A 20,924-nucleotide genomic window follows, 5' to 3' on the forward strand; every position below is an offset into this window, starting at 1 on the left:
AATAATCGATACCAATGGGGATTAAAAAAGATGACCCCTGTGCAATACAGGAATCATCTTTTGTTAGCTGCCTAGGTTAAATCGAGTTTTTTAAAGTGTCCTTGACAGAGGGTCCAGATCACAAGGTGTGGGGTCTTTTTGTTCGTACAGGAGACGGCTGGGGAGAAAATAGATACATAATTTCCCGGAGTTAGGGAAAACTTTCCCATAAGACATATGTAATTCCATGAAGTTTGGTGGTGGCGAACAAATGCTAACCTGGAAGAAAACGCTACATCAAATATTTAATCGTGAGCGAATACCAACGGATACTTCCGAAGATATCGAGCAGCCGCTGCTGCAAATGAGTCTATTTCAGGATATCGGATTGAATATTGCGGAAGTTAGAACGATTTTCGGGAACAGCTCGGATATTAGTTCTGGCGAATTGTGCATAGATGTTGAGACCAACCATACCTTTGGCTACGTATTTCTTGAACAGCTGGTGAACAAAACGTTTTTTCAAGAAATGATGTCGATGCTGAATACGCGATCAGCTCAATTGATAGAAGAAATGAACACGGGCTTTTATCTGTATCCCGACTTAGTGAAGAACATTCTTCATACCAGTGGAGAAGTAAATACGCTGGAGACGTTTAATGACATTTGCCAAAGCATGTTAAACGGTGCCACGATTATTTTCATGAACGGATACTCTCTTGCGTTGTCGGTAAACACAGGAGGAGGGGATCAACGTTCCGTGGAGGAGCCTACCACCCAATCTGTTGTAAGAGGACCACGCGATGGCTTCACAGAATCTATTGGGACTAACATATCGCTCATTCGCAAACGTATTAAAAGTCCCAATTTGTGGTTGGAAACAATGAGTATCGGCCGAGTCACACAAACGAGCGTTTCGATGATGCACATTCATGGCATAGCGAACGACAAAATCGTGGAAGAAGTACGTCTCCGACTTCATCGCATTGATATTGACGGGATATTGGAAAGCGGAAATATCGAAGAGCTTATTCAGGATGAAACGTTCACACCATTTCCTACCATATATAACACAGAACGACCCGATGTCATTGCTGCAGGACTTTTGGAAGGCCGGGTAGCCATATTTGTCGATGGGACACCCTTCGTTCTGGAAGCACCTGCCTTGTTTGTTCAGTTTTTTCAATCCTCGGAAGATTATTATCAACGGGCAGAATTCGCCACACTGATTCGCATTTTGCGGTATATTTGTTTTTTTATCTCCTTGATGGCCCCTTCCTTCTATATCGCGGTAACTACGTTTCATCAAGAACTGGTGCCGAGCTCTTTGCTTTTTAACTTGGCGGCCCAGCGTGAGGGGATTCCATTCCCTGCCTTTGTTGAGGCCCTCTTGATGGAAGTGACCTTCGAGATCTTGCGTGAAGCTGGTGTTCGTCTTCCCAAAACGGTAGGTCAAGCTGTCTCAATCGTAGGCGCTCTAGTCATCGGTCAAGGAGCGGTGGATGCGGGATTAGTATCACCGGCCATGGTTATTGTTGTTGCGATTACAGCGATATCGAATTTTGTTATTCCTGCATTCAGTATGGGGATTCCTATTCGTATTTTGCGATTCATTCTGATGATCTTTGCAGCAACCTTTGGATTATTCGGAATCACAGTTGGCTTAATCGGAATGGTCCAGCATTTGTGCAGTTTACGGTCCTTTGGTGTGCCCTATATGTCGCCAATGGCTCCCTTCGTTCTAGCGGATCAGAAAGATACGATTTTAAGACTTCCGCAGTGGGGACTTTTCTCTAGACCGCGTTTCATCAGTCCTAAGAATCAAATTCGTGAGAACAATGCTCCACTCTCTAAGCCGAAGCGGAAGTAAAAAAGGAGGTCATTGCCATATGAAGAGATTGGGGTGTATGAGTTGCATACTCATCTTACTTGGTTTTGTACTATCTGGCTGCTGGGATCGGCATGAGTTGAATGATTTGGCTATTACGGTAGGTATTGGGTTTGATACGAGCGGCAAGCAATATTTGGTGACAGCACAAATTGTGAATCCGAACGAAGTTGCTGCCAAAAAGGGGAGCGGCTACAGCACGCCAGTTACGACACTTTCAGCTACGGGAGTTTCGACGTTAGAGGCTGTTCGCAAGCTGACAACGATGGCTCCTCGGAAAATTTTTGCTTCTCATTTGCGTATTTTAGTCATTGGAGAAGATCTAGCACGTCAAGGCATCAATAAAGTGATGGATGGTATATCCAGAGATCACGAAGTCCGATCAGATTTCTATATCATTGTGGCCAAAGGCACTACGGCTAGCAAAGTGCTGAAAGTGTTGACGCCAATTGAACGAATTCCGGCAAATAAAATGTTTAAGACTTTGGAAACTTCCGAAAAATCTTGGTCACCTACCGTGAGTGTTCAATTGGATCGGTTTTTAACGAATTTGGGAGATCCAACAAGAGAAGCCGTGCTTACGGGACTTGTGATCAAAGGCTATAGTAAAAAAGGAGAGTCCAGAACCAATTTAAATGAAACCTCGCCTTTGTCCATATTGGAATATTCGGGATTAGCCCTCTTCAAACAAGATAAGTTAGTTGATTGGCTGAATGAGGATGAAAGCAAGGGATATAACTACATCATGGGAAATGTAAAAAGCACAATGGGGCATCTAACTTGCCCCGAAGGCGGAACATTATCTCTTGAAATCATAAGAGAAAAAACAAAAATGAAAGGGAAAATGGTTAATGGCAAGCCTGAAATTAATATCCATGTCTTTGTGGAAGAGAATGTGAGTGAGGTTCAATGTCATATTAATTTACTTGATCCACAAACCATTCCGGAATTAGAGGGGATTGCCGAAGCAAATTTGACCAAGATCATGTATGCTGTCATCCAAAAAGCGAAACAAAATAAAGCCGACATTTTCGGATTTGGCGAAGCAATTGAAGATGTAGCCCCTAAAACGTGGACCCTCATGAAGTCAGATTGGGGCAATGAGTTTGCAAAGTTAAAGGTGAAAATTGATGTTGACATCCAGATTCGCCGCGTAGGAACAATCAATAACTCTTTGATTGAGCGGCCTGAGGAGTGAATTCATTGTGTTAACGTCCATCACGACGATATTAATCGGTTCCATGATTGCTTTCATTGAAGGTCCTGCTTTATTTCGAAAAAAGCTAAGAAGGGAGATTTGGATCTTTTTTGCGCTCCTTCTTATGGGAATCCTGCTAAGTATCTTGTTAGAATTGCGTATGCCAATTCCTAATCCCTTGGATTGGCTTACGTTTATTTATAAGCCAATTAGTGATTTTGTTTTCGGTATCTTAAAGTAGAGGTGTATCCAATGATCGAGAAAGGCCAAATAGGTGTTCATCAATTCACGATCCTCACGATTCTATTTACTGTCGGCAGCTCCATTCTTATTGCACCTTCGGGACTTGCCTATGAGGCCAAGACAGATGCTTGGATTGCAGCACTCTTGGGTTTGCTTGTAGGATTGCTTTTGGTGATCCTATTCTACACATTGGGAAGTCGGTTTGCTGGCAAAACCCTTGTTGCGTATTGTGAAGAGTTGATGGGGAAATGGCTTGGAAAAGCAGTCTCTTTTCTGTATTTTTGCTTTTTCTTTATTCTGGCTGCGCTTGTCTTGCGGAATTTGGGGGATTTCATCACAACACAGGTATTGGTGGATACACCCTTGCAATTTACGCATATCTTTTTCTTAACGATTGTTATACTCGGTATCCGAAATGGTCTGGAGACATTTACGCGAACATCAGAAATTTTCCTGCCTTGGGTCCTGTTGTTTTTCTTTCTTATGTTCATATTCCTGCCTTTCCAATTTGATCCCAAATTCGTGCTGCCCGTGTTTGGCTATGGGTTGAAGCCTATTATTCGGGCCTCATTCCCTCTGATCGGTACGCCGTATTTGGAGCTTGTTGTCTTCTTAATGATCATCCCTTTTGTGAAAACAACCAAAAAGCTAGGCAAGTCATTTCTCATTGGCGTTTCGATCGGAGGAAGTTTGCTAGTTCTCATTTCCCTTTTTTCTATTCTTGTGTTGGGTGACAAATTAACGGCCGTACAAATGTACCCAAGCTTTAGTTTGGCTAAAAAAATTAGCATCGGTTCTTTCCTCGAGCGTCTGGAAGTTATTATGGCGGGGATTTGGTTCATTACGATCTACTTTAAATTAACGATATGCTTCTATGCCGCTACAATGACATTTGGCGAAATTTTTAAGCTGAAGGAGGTTAAACAACTTTATCTGCCTTTGGGGATGGTTTTAATTGTTCTTTCGATTGTTTCTTTTCCGGATGTTGCGTACTTTATTCAGTTCGTCTCGAAAATTTGGGTTTTCTATTCAGGAACCTTCGGTCTGCTTATTCCTTTGATTTTATTGGCTTTAGCTTATTATCGAAAAAAAACGAAGAAGCTTGGCAAATGAAAAAGCAGCGGATATCCGCTGCTTTTGTTCATCTATTAGCCTTTATACTTTTGGAAAAAAGCTTTGAACATTTCAGGTGTGTTGCCGCCTGTGGCGCCTTGTTCAGGAACGCCGCCAACCATACGATCAACTTCTACACCATTTTTGTAATAGACGAGGGTAGGTGTGGATTCGATGTTATATTTTTGCCAACCATCCTTGAATTCCTCTAAATTGAACTGTTTTACGTCAATATTGAGCTCTTTTTCCAATGGAACAAGTACAGGTGTGGTAATTTTGCAGTGAGGGCAGGTTGATGCGTAATAATATTGGAAAAATGTTTCTTTGTTCTTCAGTCTTTGATCCAAATCTTTGGGAAGAATCAAGTTCTGATAATTAGGGTCGTTCAATTGCTTCACTGTTTCCGGATTGAGTTTGGACGCCGCGACGCCATAAGGATTGCCCGCATTTGCTTTGTCCGATGTTTTGGTCGATTGCTGATTAACCAAATATAAGCCCCCGAATAAAACGATAACAATGCCAAGATAAATAAGCAGCTTCTTCATTCATGCACCTCTTTATGATGTTTACTATCTACATATCTTCTATGAAAAGTATAGCATATCCTGTTTGGATTTTGAAAATTATTGGCTGTTTCGTGACAGTTCAGCTATAATACCGATAGGTTATTGAAAGAATGGAAAAAGAATCATCTGTGCGAGTATGATAGATTGAACAGATATAGATTAACTAGGAAAGCGAAGATGTTGAATGACGAAGCAGTTACCTGATCTATTTAAGACTAAAATGATGGATTTATTAGGGGCAGAGGAATTCGAACAATTTCTGGCATCCTATGATCAAGCGAGATTGTTCGGGTTACGAGTGAACACGGCTAAAATCAGCAAGGAAGAGTTCGCGGCCCGAAGTCCATTCACGCTGAGCAAGGTGCCTTGGGCTGCTGACGGCTTCTATTATCAAGAAGGTGAACGTCCGGGGAAGCATCCTTATTATCATGCGGGTTTATACTACATCCAAGAGCCAAGCGCTATGGCGCCGGTTGAGCTGCTACAGGTAGAACCAGGAGAGCGTGTGCTTGACCTTTGCGCAGCGCCAGGCGGCAAGTCTACACAGATTGCAGCCAAAATGCAAGGCGAAGGCGTGCTCGTTGTGAATGATATCCATTCCGATCGAGTCAAGGCATTAGTGAAAAATTTGGAGCTGCTAGGTGTCAGGAATGCAGTTGTTTTGAATGAGAAGCCAGGGCGTATGTCATCTGCTTTTAGCGGGTATTTTGATAAAATATTAATTGATGCCCCTTGTTCAGGAGAAGGCATGTTCCGCAAGGAAGAAGAAATGATGCAGCAATGGGAACGTCATTCCGTTCAGGAATTTGCTGAGATGCAGCGGGAACTGCTTGAACAAGCAGCTCAGATGCTTGCCCCTGGAGGCAGAATTGTCTATTCGACCTGTACGTTTTCACCAGAGGAGAACGAAGCCCAGATTGCTGAATTTCTGGATAAACATCTGGATTTCAACGTGGTACCGGTTGATCAGTTCAGTGCGGGACGGCCGGATTGGCTGAGAGCTCCTTGGTGTGAAGAAGGCGCCTATTCATCTCGCTCTATGGAGGCCGTTGCCGGAACAGCAAGATTGTGGCCGCATCGCCTAAAGGGCGAGGGGCATTATGTTGCCGTTTTGCAGCGGGGTCTTGGAAATGGCGCTGCGGGTGGTGATGTGGGCAGTGGAGGGCGTGACGCCGACTTCGTGTCGGCGTCGAGTGGCAGGAAGCGCGGCGGCCGTGAGGCACTGCGGGGGAAGAGCCGCGCTGATGCAACGCCGCGGCCGGCTGTAAGCTTGGAGCCGCTGCAGGCGTTCGAGGGCGAGCTGCTGCGCAGTGAGCCCTTTGCCGCTGGGCGGCTCGTCTGTTACGGCGAGCATGCGTATGCGTCGCCGGAGGGCTTGCCCGAGCTGCACGGACTGAAAGTCGTGCGGCCAGGCTGGTACATCGGCGCGCTGCATCGCGGCCGATTCGAACCGTCCCATGCGCTAGCCATGGGACTGCGCTTGCGCGAAGCCAAGCGAGCGCTGAGCTTGGCTTCGCGCGACGAGCGAGCCCTTCGTTACCTGAAGGGCGAGACGCTCGAAGTCGCGGAGAGCGAGATCGTACGCGACCCGGAAGTGACCCAGGCAGCCAAAGGCTACTGCCTGGTCTGCATTGACGACCATCCCGTCGGCTGGGGCAAATGGCACGACGGGATGCTGAAGAACGAATACCCGCCCGGCTGGAGGTGGACCTAAGCGGTCATGAAACAAACACAAAGGCTCGATAAAATACTCGCCCATGTGGGCATCGGCACGCGCTCTGAACTCAAACGCCTGGCCAAAGAAGGCGCGATCTATGTCAATGGTGTGAAAGTCAAAGACAGCGGCATGCAAGTGAATCCTGAAACGGATGTCATCAAGGTGAATGGGGAGGCCGTGCTTTACCGTGAGTTCGTCTATCTGATGATGAACAAGCCGCAAGGAGTTGTATCTGCTACTGAAGATAATCGTGATCGCACGGTTGTTGATCTGTTAGATGACGTTTATGCGCCATTCGAAGTTTTTCCGGTCGGGCGCCTGGATAAAGATACAGAAGGCTTCCTTCTGTTAACCAATGATGGCAAACTCGCGCATAATCTTCTTTCGCCGCGTAAACATGTTCCCAAAACCTACTTTGCCAAAGTGGAGTGGGAAGTTACAGAAACAGATCGCGAAGCTTTTTCCCAAGGTGTCACCTTAGATGATGGCTATGAAACGCTGCCTGGTATTTTGAAAATTTTGCAGAGCGGGAACGAGTCGAATGGTGAACTCTCCGAAATTGAGCTTACGATTATGGAAGGCAAGTTCCATCAAGTAAAGCGTATGTTTCAAGCAGTTGGCAAAAGGGTGTCTTACTTGAAACGTATCTCCATGGGTCCGCTTGTCCTTGATCCGAATTTGGCGTTGGGTCAGGCGAGAGAGCTGACGAAGGAAGAGCTTCTTGCTTTGCAGCATGCTCACACAACGCTTGAAGGCTAAAATTTTAGATTTACAAAAATACGAACATATGGTATTTTTGGTTTAGAAGATTTTGGTTGTGAACGTGCGGAAGAACCGCCTGTACTCTCGCTGAGTGTTATGCGATTGCAGGGCGGTTTTTTGTTGTTTAATTTGGCATTTATGGATAAATAAGGTGGACGTTGGTGGCGAAATAATGAGATACTACCGATAATGATGAAGTCATATTTTGTATATTTAAATTTATGAATCAAGAAGAAAGAGGGGATATAAAGTGAAGAAGAAAGGCTTTATTTTAATTGTAGTTGTAGTTCTCAGTATGCTATCTCTTGGGTATGATGTTTATAGTTCTCTGGCACAAGAAGGGGATCGATTCAAGGATATCTCTGGTCATTGGTCCGAGCAAGCCATTCAAGCAGCTGTCAAATCAGGCTATGTGGATGGATATGCTAATGGCAGTTTTAAACCGGATTCCCCCATTACTCGAGCTGAGTTTATTAAGATGGCAGCAGTTGCAACAGGAGAGGAAGTAACCAAAGTTGATGGCGATGGTTGGTACAAACCCTATGTGGAGCGACTCAAAGAGAAGGGGGTTATCCCTGATATATTCCCGGAAGGATACGCTGAGCCTTTGCAGCGCTACGAAATGGCCATGCTTTCTGTAAAAAGCACGAATAAAGCATTAAAGGGTACAATGCGCGAAGCGACTTCGTTTGGATTGATACATGGTGTAAGTACAACGGATTTGGATACATATGGAACAAGTACACGTGCGCAGGCAATTACAATGATTGAACGTATTCTTTCTGTAAAACGGGGTGACAAGCTGCCTGTTGACAAGCATGCGGCGAGTAGAGCTGAGATCGATGAAACGGGAAGCAACGTTGGGACGATGTTGGGTTTGAAGCCCAAAGAAATAGGAACCACCTGGACTTATGCAGAGGGTGTTACGGTTAGGTTGAATAAGTTGATTGTGGCTGATCCTGCGGATGTGGATGATCCTTATATGAAGTTGGTGGATATGAGTACTTGGGACAAGACAACGAGCAACATAGATAATGTTGTAGTCTTTGCTAATTTCATTGTTGTGGCAACTGAGACAGGGGTAGGGGCACCGGACTTGCATCCTTCACAACTATTATCACAACTTGATGCTTCAGATCAATTACTCCTTAATGCAAGTCATCAGTTAACACGATGGATGAGATTTACAAGAGATCAAGTAAATGAAGGTTATGTAGCATACGCACTTCCGAAAAAGATAGCAAGTGAAATGATTGTCTTCGACATTCTAGGAAAACATACTAAATTGGCAGTTAAATAAGGGGAGAATTGAATTGCGGACTTTTATAAACAGAGCAATGCTTTTCTTAATATTAATGGAGTTGTTATTACAGTTCTTCGATCCCAAGGGTGCGCAGGCTTCTTCAATAGTAAAATTATATTACAATTTCGAACAAGGTATTTTTAGTCCCTCAATTGTGTCACCACAATACTCTGCTTCTCAAACAAAAATAATTGTTAAGGATATTAGTTCATTTGTCGCTGGTACAATTACTAATATTACCTTAAGTAATCAAGGAGGTTCTGGAGGTGTCGCAACAAATAGTGGAAATACAATAACTATTACAAATTTGAGTGGAGGAAGCACCCTTGTATATGGGAAGACAGAAACTAAACCAATGCATCAAATTTACCGGCAACCATTAGGGAATATATGGGAACATAATGCAACGAAAACTCCTTATCCAATTGAATTCGAAGGTGCTGGGGGTACTCCGTCCCTATACCCAGGAAAGATTCCTCTATATGGTCGTAAAAGGTACACATCCACCACATTTGATTACACAAATGCGAACACATTTGGGCCAGATTTGAGGTATGCTTATCAGTCCTCACTATACTCCAATAATGGTGCTAGTGGTGATAGGATAGCTGATTATAACAAAGAAGGTTATTCTGTCACAACTGCTTATGCCGTTAATAGACCTGATAATTGGTTTTTATCGGAAACTTCAGCTAACATTTCTGGTGTGGGTTCAGAGATAAATGATGGAGGTAAGCTAGATCAAAATACTATCAGTATTATTGATGCTGTGAAACCAAGAACTAGTTATGGAGCAGAGCCTTTGGCTTTTGGCAAAGGTGATTTGGATGGCCAAGGAATGATACGAACTATAATGTTATTAGATGCATCCGTTCCAGCAGATCAAATTCAAGAATCTCCAGATTCGGATGGTTCAGGAGGATTACTAAGAAATTATGAAATGTTCGCTACAGCCATCTGGCAAGGAACCACCTACAAATACCAAATGTCCATAGATGTAACCTACACCCCACCAGTCAAACCCGACCTCGCTTCCATTTCCATCGACGCTGGTTCTTGCGTCGTCGTCAATATCAGCACTAATGTCTCAATCAAGTTCAAAAATCTCGGCATAGACATCCCGAGTGGCTCCACTTTTAATGTGACTCTAGCCGCTGATGGCACAGTTTTCAAAACTTTCACCTACACCTCTGGAGTTAGCTCTGGGCAGATAATTACCGAAACGATCCCCTACACGTTCAGTGGAACCAAGAGTTTAACACTCGTGGTTGATTCCAGTGATACAATCTCCGAAACCAGTTCATCTAACAACACGTTGAATCAAATTATAACCCCACAAGCATCATGTTCACCAAGTGGTGGCAATTTTAGTGGTACCACTAGAGCGGATAAGCCCTCAATAACTTGGAAAGAAAGCAACATCATTCGAGCGGATTGGACGATTCCTTCAGGTTGTACGCCTGTGCGAGGAAGGTTCGTTCTATCACAATCGACAGGTGGTTATGTCCAGTATGGTTGGAGTAGTTTAACAGCAGCTTCTACCAACGATATGTCCATTTTTGCTTATGGGATGATGGGTTATCTTGGATACCCAGGGAATATGGAAAGTGGCAGTGTACGGATTGAATACAAGCTGGAAGACAGCTGCGGAGGAACCTCCTATTTTGGAACAGGTACATTTACTATTGGTCCAAAGCCTCCGAACCGCCCGCCACAGTTTGAAATTGGGTGGTTCCCGGATGCGGATTATTACAGTCGGACACCGATTCCGGATGCCATTGTTGGAGATAGACTTAACGTGAGACTATTACCAGAAGTAGCTCCTAACCATTACGATCCTGATGATGATCTGGTTAATTTTGAATGGCGATTTGCAGAAAGCACAAGTGCATGGATCAAAAGCTTCCCATCACAAGGTTATTTAAAAGGAGAAGATAAGTTAACTTGGTTAACCGCTCCCCATTCCGTCGGTGATCATACAATCACAGCCCGTATGTGCGATCAACTAGGTGCTTGTACACAAAAAGACGCAACCATCCATATTATGCGCCCCGAGCCAATTCCTTGTATTAACGTCCCCAGTCGTGTAGTTCAAAACAGACCTTTGACAGCCAACGCAATCAATGGCGCATGCAGTAAACCTGCAAAAAACAGAACAATTGAGCAGGAATTTTGGACGAATAAACGGACGGTTTATCCGAATGTCGGTTTTGAAACAATAACGCTAGAAGTTAGTGACAATCGTGGTGTAAGAAGTTTGCCTGAGAATATGGCGATCAAACAAATCAATGTTGTCGAAGACAAAGCACCAGTAGCTTTAATTAATTTACCGCTTGTAGCAGTTCGGGGGAGCGTGCCTTTTAAGGATATGTCATATAGTCCTGATGGTGATCTCATCGTTTCTACAACGGCCAGCTACCAGTATGATAGTGATAATGACGGTAATTTCGATGAACATTCCAGTGTACATATTCCTTTGACTGTTGGTGGGTACACATCATTACCAGCAGCTGTGATTGGCAATTATCGAATTACAGTTAAAACAACGGAAGATTGGGGGCTTACGGATACGAAACCGTTTTTTATTTCCATTACAAATGATTCTCCTGAAGTTTCATTTACGGTAACTAGTGCAAACCCTGAACCTCCACTTTTCAACACGATGAATGAGAGTGAAATGCTCATGGCATTTGGTGATCAATGGCAGGGCTCTAGTTTGACGAACCAAATCTTAGATAAAGTGAAGAATATTGGTCTTACTTACAACACGGTGACAAAAGGTTTTACCTCACACTATGGCAAAGCTCCCTACAATGCTCCGGTTACAAATTTGACATTTACTCCCACTACGATAACTTTGGGCAAAGATGCTGGACATAGCTACTATGTACCACAGCTTTTTAGTACACAATATCTAGGCAAAAGGTACGGTGTTGCATCGATAGGCGGAATACCTGTAACAATCCTTACAGCTGATTCAGGTGGTGGAACGATAAATGCTTACACTGGAAAGCTTTATTCTGATCCAAAGGTTTCGTATGAAACAGGTCTTAACTCAGTATCAACTGCAAGTAATACGGGCAACTATTTGTCTTATGACGCTAAAGGTGGGACATACTCGTTGTCGTGTAGATATTATTACTATGATTCTAGTGATGATGATGTGTATCGCTATTGGTGTGATTACACCCGAAAGAATGCAAGTGGGAACGTCTCTTGGGTAAAAAGTTTTGAATATGGCAATAGTGGTGTTTTGAATTACATGCAGCTTCCTGCACATGCTTATCAAGTAGGTACTTCATCGATCATGGAAATTAATGAGGATGGAACGAAAATCAAGCTTCCAGCGGTATTGTTTAAACCAAATGTTTGTTGGTACTGTGGTGGTTCAGATACTTCCGATTGGATAGATGTTGAAACAGGGGTGGTAGTGCCAACAGCATCTATTGTTAGACCGCCGCAGGCGAGTGGTGCTGTATTCGAAGATGCTGACGTTGTCATTACTGGTCATAGTGATGATGTTAATACGTATTACAATTATAACAACAGCAGTAACAGCAGTAATTACAATATGAGCAACAAAGGTACGATGATTAACTACTTGACTTCCTACAATAAGCATACGGGTGTAACTACAAGGCTTGATATCAGTTCGGTTCCTTACGATGACGCAGAGAGATATAGCGGTAGTAATTATTTGAATGGCGGGGAATATACAGAAAGAAAATCTTTACGTGATATTCGCTTTACCGTATCAGCCGATGGGTATGTGTTTATCGTTGACGGGCTAAATAAAATTGTCGTAACAGACAAATACGCTGTTAAAATTGCAGAATACACGACTGCCGGAATAAGGCCTGTTAGTACGAAAAGTTATTCTGTTTTGTACGAAGATTATCAATTTACGATTGATGGTGCGGGTTTTGGATCAGATGGGGAGTTTTATGTCATCGCACATGAGCGCCATTTCAAGGACCGGCGATACAACATCGTCCGCACATCTTGCGGGTCTTGTAGTGCTGGCAGCTACATATCAAGTTATGACGATGATTATTCAGGTTCTTATGAGAAATATTACTATTACACCATTAAAGGCACAGTAGCGACGAATGCTGATTATGGTGCAAACGAGCTGGGTCAAATTATGAAGAAAGATACGAATGTAACGGATGCTGATTATTACTTTGACTTCCTGCAAACAAGTCCAAACTATAGTATTCATACACCATCCGGTATGAGCTTTAGAGCGCAAAATAACAATAATATGTACAGGCTTGAAGTTATTTCAAACCGATTGTCGTTATCTAAGATCGTAAACGGTGTACGAACAGAGCTGCGAGTAAGTCCTATTGCTTTAAACACAACCGATTTTACTAATTTTAAAATATCCGTTCGAGGATCTAAAATAAAAGTTAGGCTAGGAGCAACACCTATATTTGATGTAACGGATTCTACGTTTACTTCAGGTACTTACGGGGCATTCATCGGAGGTTTTGGTTCACAGTTTCGAAATGTTTCTGTCAAAATTCCTATTGTTGATCATACAAAAATAAGTGACAGAGGTATTGTGGGGGAAGAGCTAACTTATACAACAGCGTTTAATGATCCTGAAGCAGATGCACATTTGGCTGTTAAGGATAAATGGACGTACGAACATAGGGGCTCAACCAAATTTCTGGATGCCGAAGATGGAAAAAGTGGCATTTCTGCTTTCCACAACCAGACTGTAACTGGAAGCCCAGTGCAAATTCTTGATAAAGTCGGAATCTATAAGATGACTTTGATCGGAGAGGATGATCCAGCACCTGCAGGCTACGCTTATCCCAATCCGACATTTGCTATGTATCAAGCAGAATCTGATCCTTATGCAAGGAATGTATTGATCCACAGGCGCCCCATTGCTGTTCTTCAGGTTAATCAAGATATTTATTACAATGTTACTTACGTTGATCAAAGTTATGATCCTGATCGATGGCTGCCCAGCGGATCGTGTTCTACTGAACCAACGGGAATTAACTATTGCTCTAATCGTGGGATCGTTGATCGAAGATACGAATATATTTTGCCAGACGGTACTTCGGTTGATGGACAATTACATCGTGTGAAAGAAATGGGCATGTATACGTTCCGAGTCGCTGCAAAAGATGAATATGGAGCATGGTCTGATTGGGCGGAAGCCTTTATTTGGTTAAATGCGCCTCTAGTTAATCATGCACCATTTGTTCAACTGACTTCCCCAACAGGTGTTGATTATGATCATCCAACGGGTTCCGCTTCATCCAACCCTCTCTTTACGTGGAATGCCATAGATTATGATGCAGAAAGCGTCATTAGAGCTTATGAGATGGATGTACAGCTTTATTTGTATGATTATTACAGCACACCACAGTATCGCTGGGTTAGCTACACGTATCCGAATGTTGCGAGAGCTACCCATTTGAAAAGTGATGGAGTCGTTGTTCCTATGTCCGAGACATATTATATGACGTTGAACAGCGATCAAGTATACAAGGTGAGGGTAAGAGTTCAAGATGAGTATGGATTGTGGTCCGATTGGGATGAAAAATATTTCAGCAGCGGTTCTCCGCCAAAGGCCGTGTTAACCTACCCTTCTGGAACGCAAGCGAATCCGACAGCTATTACAGGGAATTCGTTGATACCTGCTTGGGTCCAAACGGATGTTGATACTGACACCCTATTCCAAAACTGGCAATATCGTATTTTAGATGAAAATGGGATACAACTTAAATATACTTCCGGAGATGGCTATTTCTATGATTCACTGAAAAGCGGCTCCTATGAACATGGGTGTAGTATTGATTCAGATTCTGGTTTGAAATACAGGTGTTCCTATTACACACGCCATACATCTTGGACGGCAGAGAATCCATTTCCCATTGCCTATTTACCGAATGATGGTAAACCGATGCAGGTGCAAGTTCGTGTACATGATGGAAAGTATTGGTCGGAATGGTCAAACACAGGTTGGTTTCTTACCAATAGTCCGCCTTCTGCCACTATGATTGTTCCGAGTGGGACTCAGGGAGCGCCAACTCTTTTTTCAGAACTAAAGCCAACTTTTGGATGGCATCAAAATGATCCTGATCCCAATACAACATTCACTTATTTTCAGCTTCAAATTACAAATGAAACGAACGATGTCATGGTGTTGGACTCTGGGCCGTTGTACCAAGGAACGACTTCAAATTCGGGAAGTTGGGCAGCAACGCAAAATCTTCCTGCGGGAGAAAAGCTGCGTGTTCGCGCAAGAGTTTTTGATGGGTTTATTTGGTCTGATTATTCGCCACAAACATGGTTTTATATCAATCGGGCGCCTATCGCGGACTTTGATTGGTCTCCAAAACCGGTTTGGGAAGGGGATCGCGTACAAACGACTAATTCCTCTTATGATCCGGATGGCGATGCACTAACTTATTCGTGGAAAATAGAGCAACCGAACGGGATGGTGAAGTCATTTTCCGATACAAATGTGACGGATCGTTTCCTTGATCCTGGCAGCTACCGAATTTCATTAACCGTTTCAGATGGTTATGTATCCAGTACTGCTGCCAAAATAATTAGCGTACTCCCGTTAACGATCCAATCTGATGTAACATACACCGCTAATTGGCATGCGATACACGAAAAAAGTGGACATCAAACCTCGGCAGCACCAAAAGACTTTTATTCCGGAGAAATTTTCATGGTATCCAGTAGAAGCTCGCCTGCTCCTGTGGATGAAGTTACTGCTTGGTTAGATACAGTAGGATTAGATGGCAAATCGCTTTATGTATCTGAGCAACTAGTTGCTGCCTCTGGGGACGAGACTAAGTTTATCGGCGAAGTTTTTGACTCGAAATTTCAATCTTTTACGGAGGGCTTGCCACAAGGCTTGCAAACGATCCATTTTCGAATTCGTTATCACAATGGAACCGTCAAAACGGAGGATATTCCTGTCCATATCATTGGTAATGTCAATAAATCAATCGGCGTTCATAGAGTACAATAATAATAAGCAGTTATCTTCGGATAGCTGCTTTTAACATGAAATCGGTGAATAACCTGTTGGCCTATGGTACAATTAAACGATCTAAATGGGAGACAAGGAGAGAGAATACTTTGACATATCGACTAATTGCTCTGGACGTAGACGGAACGCTTTTAACGGATGAGCATGAACTGACGGCTCAAACGATTCAAACCATTCGTGAAGTGCATGATCAAGGAGCACACATTGTGCTGTGCACTGGAAGGGCTCCTGACAGTACGCTGCCTCTTCTTCAGCAGCTTGGTTTAGAAGGAACGATGATTACGCATAACGGTGCTGCAACGGTTTATGCAGATGAACGTGGACTCACCTTAGTCAATGAGTTTGCTTTTACATTACCAGAAATTGAATCTATGTTAGGCTATGTGAGAAAAGAGGGGATTCATTTCGATGTGTGCACCTCTTTTAATATGTATATTGAACGGATTAGTGCATATGAGAAGCAGATGTACAAGAAGTTCCTGATAACCCCCAAACTGGTAACCGATGTATCAGAGCTTGGACTTCCAATTGTGAAATATACGCTTTTTAGTCAATCGGATATTTTGGACCGAGTTCAGAAGGAATGGGAAGAGCAGCAATTATATGGTCATTTGCGGATGATTAGAAGCGGGGATTTATTTATTGATGTCATGAGCCCAGCCGCTAATAAAGGCAACGCTCTAAAAGCATTGGCAGCGTCTCTGGAGATTGATCCGAGCGAAATTATGGCCATCGGCAATTATTATAATGATTTGGAAATGATGGATTTTGCCGGCTTAGGTATCGCTGTGGCCAATTCTCCTGAGGGTGTGTTGAAAGCCGCGGATGCTGTCACATCTTCTAATAATGAACAAGGTGTGCATGAAGCTTTAGTTAAATATTGTTTATCATATTAAATTTGGATAAAATCCTCGCTTTTTGGGGATTTTTGTCGTTTCAGGGGTGTTTCCATATTATAGCGTATGATAGAATGAGAGCATGAATACTAGTCAGGGATGTGATGATTTTGGGAAACAAGATAAGGCCAAGCAAGAAGAGGAAAGCGGCTACAGTAGCATTGACTTCTGTTCTGGCAAGCATGCCGTTTGTGGCAGGAACGCCTTTTGAGCTGAATGTATCTGCCTATGAAACAGAACCTACATTAGTCGATGAGATGAGCAATCTGGTCGTTCCGCTATCCGACAGGTTGAAAATAATCGATTTGAAATCTATTTTAGGTACGTATGCCTCTAATTTTGAGATTACCTCGAGTGATCCACGCATTGCCGGTTTTGAAGCTAGTTACCAATCAGCGGGTTTGTTGAAAATTCATCCTGGTTCAGTCGGGACAGCAACTTTTACGATAAATTATAGGAACGATGGAGCACGATTTAAAGAAGTTTTTGACGTGATCGTAGATGCATTGGCTGCAGAACCAAGAAGTTTCAACATTGTAGATACAGTCCAAAAAATGATTGCCAATCCATCTCATTACACGGATGCTGCTTCTGTTAAGAATCTTCTCTCCACAATCGGCCCCGCCAAAATTCCTGGAACAACCGAAGGCAACCATCCTCCTTTTGTAAATCAAACCAATCCATTTCATGATCAAGATCTTACTATAGGGGAAGAGATTGATTTAGATAGTCTTGCCAGTTATTTTACTGACCCGGATGAAGGCGATATCATTTCTGTAAGTTCATCGGCAGTTAACGTGGAAGGTGATCATGCCGCTGAACTTCAAGCCAAACCCCCAGGTATGAGCATCAAGGCTAATCGTATTGGGATAACAGAATTTACAATTACAGCAACTGATAATCATGGAAATAGTGTAGTATTGCCTCCATTTACAGTATCGGTTCAAACTGCTACGCAGAATCACGTTCCAGTGTTTACTTTGAATGGTCAAGCCAATCCATTTAAGGATCGCACGATACAGAATGGTACGGTGGAAATAGATTTAGGCGTATTGGAACAATTTTTTACTGATCCAGACGAGGATCCTATTACTCTATCTGTAACTACGGATAATAATCATGCAGAATTGGTTAGAAAAGTAGATAATCGTTGGTATTTAAAAGCAAATACAGCAGGAGAAGCAATAATCACAGTTACTGCCAACGATAATCATGGCGGTAGTTCCATTCCGCTTTCGTTTAGAGTGAAAGTGAATGGGGCGCCTATTTTACAAGAAGGGCATTCGTTTACTAATAGAAGTACAATTGAATGGCAATTTGTAGATTTAGGAAGAATCGAAGAGCTGTTTATTGATCCTAATGCCGATCCGATAACCGTTGAGAAAGTTTCCAGCAATCCGGAAGTTGCCGACATTGTCGATATTGAAGGGACTTTACGTCTAAGATCGAAGGAAGCAGGTACTGCCACGCTTACAGTAACTGCAAAAGATAACAGCGGCGGAATAGGGGAACCTCATTCTTTTCAGGTAACAGTAAGGGAAAACCATAGTCCTGTTTTGGTACTCGATGGACTGCCAAATCCATTTGTAGATCGGACGATCGAACAAACAAGCGGGGAAATAAGTTTAGGCATTTTAGAAGACTATTTTATCGATGAAGATGAAGATTCCATATCCCTTGATATTGTTTCGGATAATAATAATGTTAAGCTTTATCGCAATGAAGATAATCATAATTGGTACATAAAGCCGATTAGTGCAGGTGAGACCACGTTTACTGTGCGAGGGATGGATAACTATGGTGGTTATTCTGAGGCAGAAACTTTTAAAGTTACTGTTAGTGAATCGCCTGGTACTCCTAACCAAGCTCCTGCATTAAATGTTGGAAATGAGCTAGTCAAACACTTTTCAAATGATGCCTCTAACCCTGATTATGATCCAAGTGTCGCGGCACTTCATTTATCTGGTGGATCAGAGATTGATTTAAGCGAAATTTTTACAGATCCTGAAGCTGATGAAATGCATTATAAAGTTAAGATTGTGCCATTCAGTGGATCGGTTTACGAAATGCCTGTTACAGGAAGTATGTTAAAAAGTTCAGTAGTCAATTCTTCATCTGTCATTCGAGAAATACAAGCTTATGACGCTATACACCAAGTTCCCACGATATTAAAAGTTCAGATTGATAATAAAAATACTTTATTCCCTCAAATCAATAATGAAATGGATATGTATGAATCAAATGCAGCGGGGACCAGCAGCTTTATTTTGGATATCAATAGCTATTGGGGGTTAGGTTCAGATAAAACTTTGCTCAGTGCCAAATCAAGTAATGTTTCTTCGGTAACTGCTGCTGTTTATGAAAATAATTATTTGAAATTCGATGCTGCCGTTTCCGGTGCTGGTACAAGTTCTTCTATGAAAATCTTGTCTGCAAGTTTCAGAGGGTATGATTGGTATCAAAACGATTTTAAAATCAACGTGATCTCGCCAAGCAGTACTCCTGAAGATGGGACAAGCAAACCAGCCATAAGTTTTAAGCGTCTATACCCAGCATTTGACGCAAATACGCTTGCCGGTAATTTCTTCAACTATTTAACGGTAACGACTGTTTCAGAAATTACATATGAAACGGGTGGTTACACGATGAGGATTTCAGATGCGGAAACCACACATACCAACACCATATTCATTATTGATCCTGAAAAAGGTACACCAGAGAGCGAAAGTCGGGAGTTTATCGTCCCATTTGTTAAGCCAACGGAGTAAATATGCAGCAACTACAAGAATCCATCATTGCGTTATTCCAGCAGCAGCAATTCACAGAGGCCGAAAATGTTTTAAAACAAGCCATAAGTAAAAATCCGTTAGATGCCCAACTCTGGGTCATGTTAGGTGAAGCTCTCCTCCTTCAGAATCAAGGCCAAGCGGCCAAGCGCGTATTCGATCGTGCCTGGCTGCTTGATCCTCAAGCCCAATGGGTGAATCATATTTACAAGAAGCTGGGACAAGTTTCTTCTGCCCAGAGACGCGAAGATATAGATGAACTGCTGAAGGTGCCGAAGGTAACTGTTGCAGCGGCCATTCTGGCTCAAAATGAAGCCGCGAACATTGCCAATTGCATCATGGCTCTGCAAGGTGCGGTTGATGAAATTCTTGTCGTTGATTCCTCAACGGATGAAACACGAAGGATTGCAGCTCGCTATCCGAAAGTAAAGGTGATTCCCATTACATGGGAGGACGATTTCGCGGGAGCTCGAAATAGTGGACTTCCACATGTGGAATCGGACTGGGTCATATGGGTAGATGCTGATGATATTCTAGTGCCTGAAGACGTTGCTTCAGTCCGAGAAGCAGCTGGTGTATTTCATCATCTGGACATCGTTCCTGCTCTGCATGTTTGGCATCTGAATCAGGTAAGTGGCACGGTGTACCATGATTTCTCGCAAATTCGTATGTTCCCAGTACGGAGAGGACTTAGATTTCTTGGACGTGTTCATGAGCAGATTGGAACTAGCAAAGGGATATTTCACAATGACATCTACCGACGAGCGGTTAAAATCAGACTGCAGCATCACGGATATGAGCCGTCTGTTATGCAAAGCAGAGCCAAATTTGAGCGAAATCTTCGCTTATTGAAGCTTATGACGCAGGAAGAACCTGATAATCCCGGACATTGGTTATATTACGGTCGTGAGTCACTTGGAGCAGGGGAAGAGGAACAGGCATTAGCTGCGCTGCTGGAAGCAGAACGATTAGGGCTTCAAACGCCTTCATTCGGCAGGATGCCTGACGTATACAAATTCCTTGTTCAAATGATGATGGTACGCAAGGACTATTCGCAAGCTGAGACATATTGTCTTAAAGCGATAACCTTAAATCCGGATTTCCCAGATATGCATTTTAATTTGGCTCAGGTACGGATGAAACAAGCAGATGCTTTACTCCGATTAGCGGAGAGTAGTATTAAGAAATCGCTAACCTGTTTGCCAAACTATCGCGGCAGCGTAAGTGCTGATTACCAGATCGGAGAATGGAAAGCTGAGGTTGCGTTAGGAGAGCTTGCGATGCGTGCCGGGAAATTATCCAGAGCCAGAGGGATTTTCAACAAACATCTGAATCACCCGGACATAACAGAAGGAATGAAATCCAAGATCACAGCAATCGAATCCGAGCGTCAACGTTTAAATAAGGATCATGCTTAAATAAGAAGAGACGGCCTCCACGTGG

The 20,924-nt window shown here is 43.0% G+C and carries 12 protein-coding genes; 11 read left to right on the forward strand and 1 reads right to left on the reverse strand.

What is annotated here, in order from left to right:
• Positions 1-250 precede the first annotated feature (250 nt).
• Genes HQN90_RS35135 through HQN90_RS35150 form a run of 4 tightly spaced genes read left to right on the forward strand, consistent with a single transcriptional unit; the run spans position 251 to position 4,421 of the window.
• The gene (locus HQN90_RS35135; RefSeq protein WP_246362981.1) at positions 251-1,849 is read left to right on the forward strand and encodes a spore germination protein; all 1,599 of its coding nucleotides are present in this window, start codon (positions 251-253) and stop codon (positions 1,847-1,849) included.
• 37 nt (positions 1,850-1,886) lie between these two features.
• Positions 1,887-3,065, forward strand: a complete 1,179-nt coding sequence (locus HQN90_RS35140) for a Ger(x)C family spore germination protein (protein ID WP_173227497.1) — start codon at positions 1,887-1,889, stop codon at positions 3,063-3,065.
• Between the two features lie 7 nt (positions 3,066-3,072).
• The gene (locus HQN90_RS35145; RefSeq protein WP_338042429.1) at positions 3,073-3,306 is read left to right on the forward strand and encodes a hypothetical protein; all 234 of its coding nucleotides are present in this window, start codon (positions 3,073-3,075) and stop codon (positions 3,304-3,306) included.
• Positions 3,307-3,317: 11 nt separating this feature from the next.
• Positions 3,318-4,421 carry a GerAB/ArcD/ProY family transporter gene (locus HQN90_RS35150; RefSeq protein WP_173227498.1) on the forward strand — a complete coding sequence of 368 codons (1,104 nt, stop codon included), beginning with the start codon at positions 3,318-3,320 and terminating at the stop codon, positions 4,419-4,421.
• A 35-nt stretch (positions 4,422-4,456) separates the two neighbouring features.
• On the opposite strand, the gene HQN90_RS35155 is transcribed toward HQN90_RS35150, so the two are convergent.
• Complete coding sequence (locus HQN90_RS35155; protein WP_173227499.1) at positions 4,457-4,966, reverse strand: thioredoxin family protein; 510 nt, start codon at positions 4,964-4,966, stop codon at positions 4,457-4,459.
• 205 nt (positions 4,967-5,171) lie between these two features.
• Here HQN90_RS35155 and HQN90_RS35160 point away from each other — a divergent pair, with 205 nt between their 5' ends.
• The 7 genes from HQN90_RS35160 (at position 5,172) to HQN90_RS35190 (ending at position 20,899) form a co-directional block, all read left to right on the forward strand.
• Positions 5,172-6,701, forward strand: coding sequence for an RsmB/NOP family class I SAM-dependent RNA methyltransferase (locus tag HQN90_RS35160; RefSeq protein ID WP_173227500.1), 1,530 nt, complete (start codon positions 5,172-5,174; stop codon positions 6,699-6,701).
• 6 nt (positions 6,702-6,707) lie between these two features.
• Positions 6,708-7,463, forward strand: coding sequence for a pseudouridine synthase (locus HQN90_RS35165; RefSeq protein ID WP_173227501.1), 756 nt, complete (start codon positions 6,708-6,710; stop codon positions 7,461-7,463).
• 253 nt (positions 7,464-7,716) lie between these two features.
• The gene (locus tag HQN90_RS35170; protein ID WP_338042430.1) at positions 7,717-8,766 is read left to right on the forward strand and encodes an S-layer homology domain-containing protein; all 1,050 of its coding nucleotides are present in this window, start codon (positions 7,717-7,719) and stop codon (positions 8,764-8,766) included.
• A gap of 13 nt (positions 8,767-8,779) precedes the next feature.
• Positions 8,780-15,778, forward strand: a complete 6,999-nt coding sequence (locus tag HQN90_RS35175) for a PKD domain-containing protein (protein ID WP_173227502.1) — start codon at positions 8,780-8,782, stop codon at positions 15,776-15,778.
• Between the two features lie 110 nt (positions 15,779-15,888).
• The gene (locus HQN90_RS35180; protein WP_173227503.1) at positions 15,889-16,695 is read left to right on the forward strand and encodes a Cof-type HAD-IIB family hydrolase; all 807 of its coding nucleotides are present in this window, start codon (positions 15,889-15,891) and stop codon (positions 16,693-16,695) included.
• Between the two features lie 110 nt (positions 16,696-16,805).
• A complete protein-coding gene (locus tag HQN90_RS35185; RefSeq protein WP_173227504.1) occupies positions 16,806-19,463 on the forward strand; it encodes a hypothetical protein in 2,658 nt (885 codons plus the stop codon).
• Positions 19,464-19,465: 2 nt separating this feature from the next.
• Positions 19,466-20,899, forward strand: coding sequence for a glycosyltransferase (locus tag HQN90_RS35190; RefSeq protein WP_173227505.1), 1,434 nt, complete (start codon positions 19,466-19,468; stop codon positions 20,897-20,899).
• Positions 20,900-20,924 lie beyond the last annotated feature (25 nt).

The organism is Paenibacillus alba (genome assembly GCF_013204855.1).
Classification (GTDB): Bacteria; Bacillota; Bacilli; order Paenibacillales; family NBRC-103111; genus Paenibacillus_E; species Paenibacillus_E alba.

Excerpts from the sequence above, each read along its gene's own strand:
- HQN90_RS35140 (WP_173227497.1), top strand. The coding sequence starts at position 1,887 with ATGAGTTGCATACTCATCTTACTTGGTTTTGTACTATCTGGCTGCTGG.
- HQN90_RS35135 (WP_246362981.1), top strand. The coding sequence starts at position 251 with ATGCTAACCTGGAAGAAAACGCTACATCAAATATTTAATCGTGAGCGA.
- HQN90_RS35160 (WP_173227500.1), top strand. The coding sequence starts at position 5,172 with ATGACGAAGCAGTTACCTGATCTATTTAAGACTAAAATGATGGATTTA.
- HQN90_RS35190 (WP_173227505.1), top strand. The coding sequence starts at position 19,466 with ATGCAGCAACTACAAGAATCCATCATTGCGTTATTCCAGCAGCAGCAA.
- HQN90_RS35155 (WP_173227499.1), bottom strand. The coding sequence starts at position 4,966 with ATGAAGAAGCTGCTTATTTATCTTGGCATTGTTATCGTTTTATTCGGG.
- HQN90_RS35165 (WP_173227501.1), top strand. The coding sequence starts at position 6,708 with ATGAAACAAACACAAAGGCTCGATAAAATACTCGCCCATGTGGGCATC.
- HQN90_RS35150 (WP_173227498.1), top strand. The coding sequence starts at position 3,318 with ATGATCGAGAAAGGCCAAATAGGTGTTCATCAATTCACGATCCTCACG.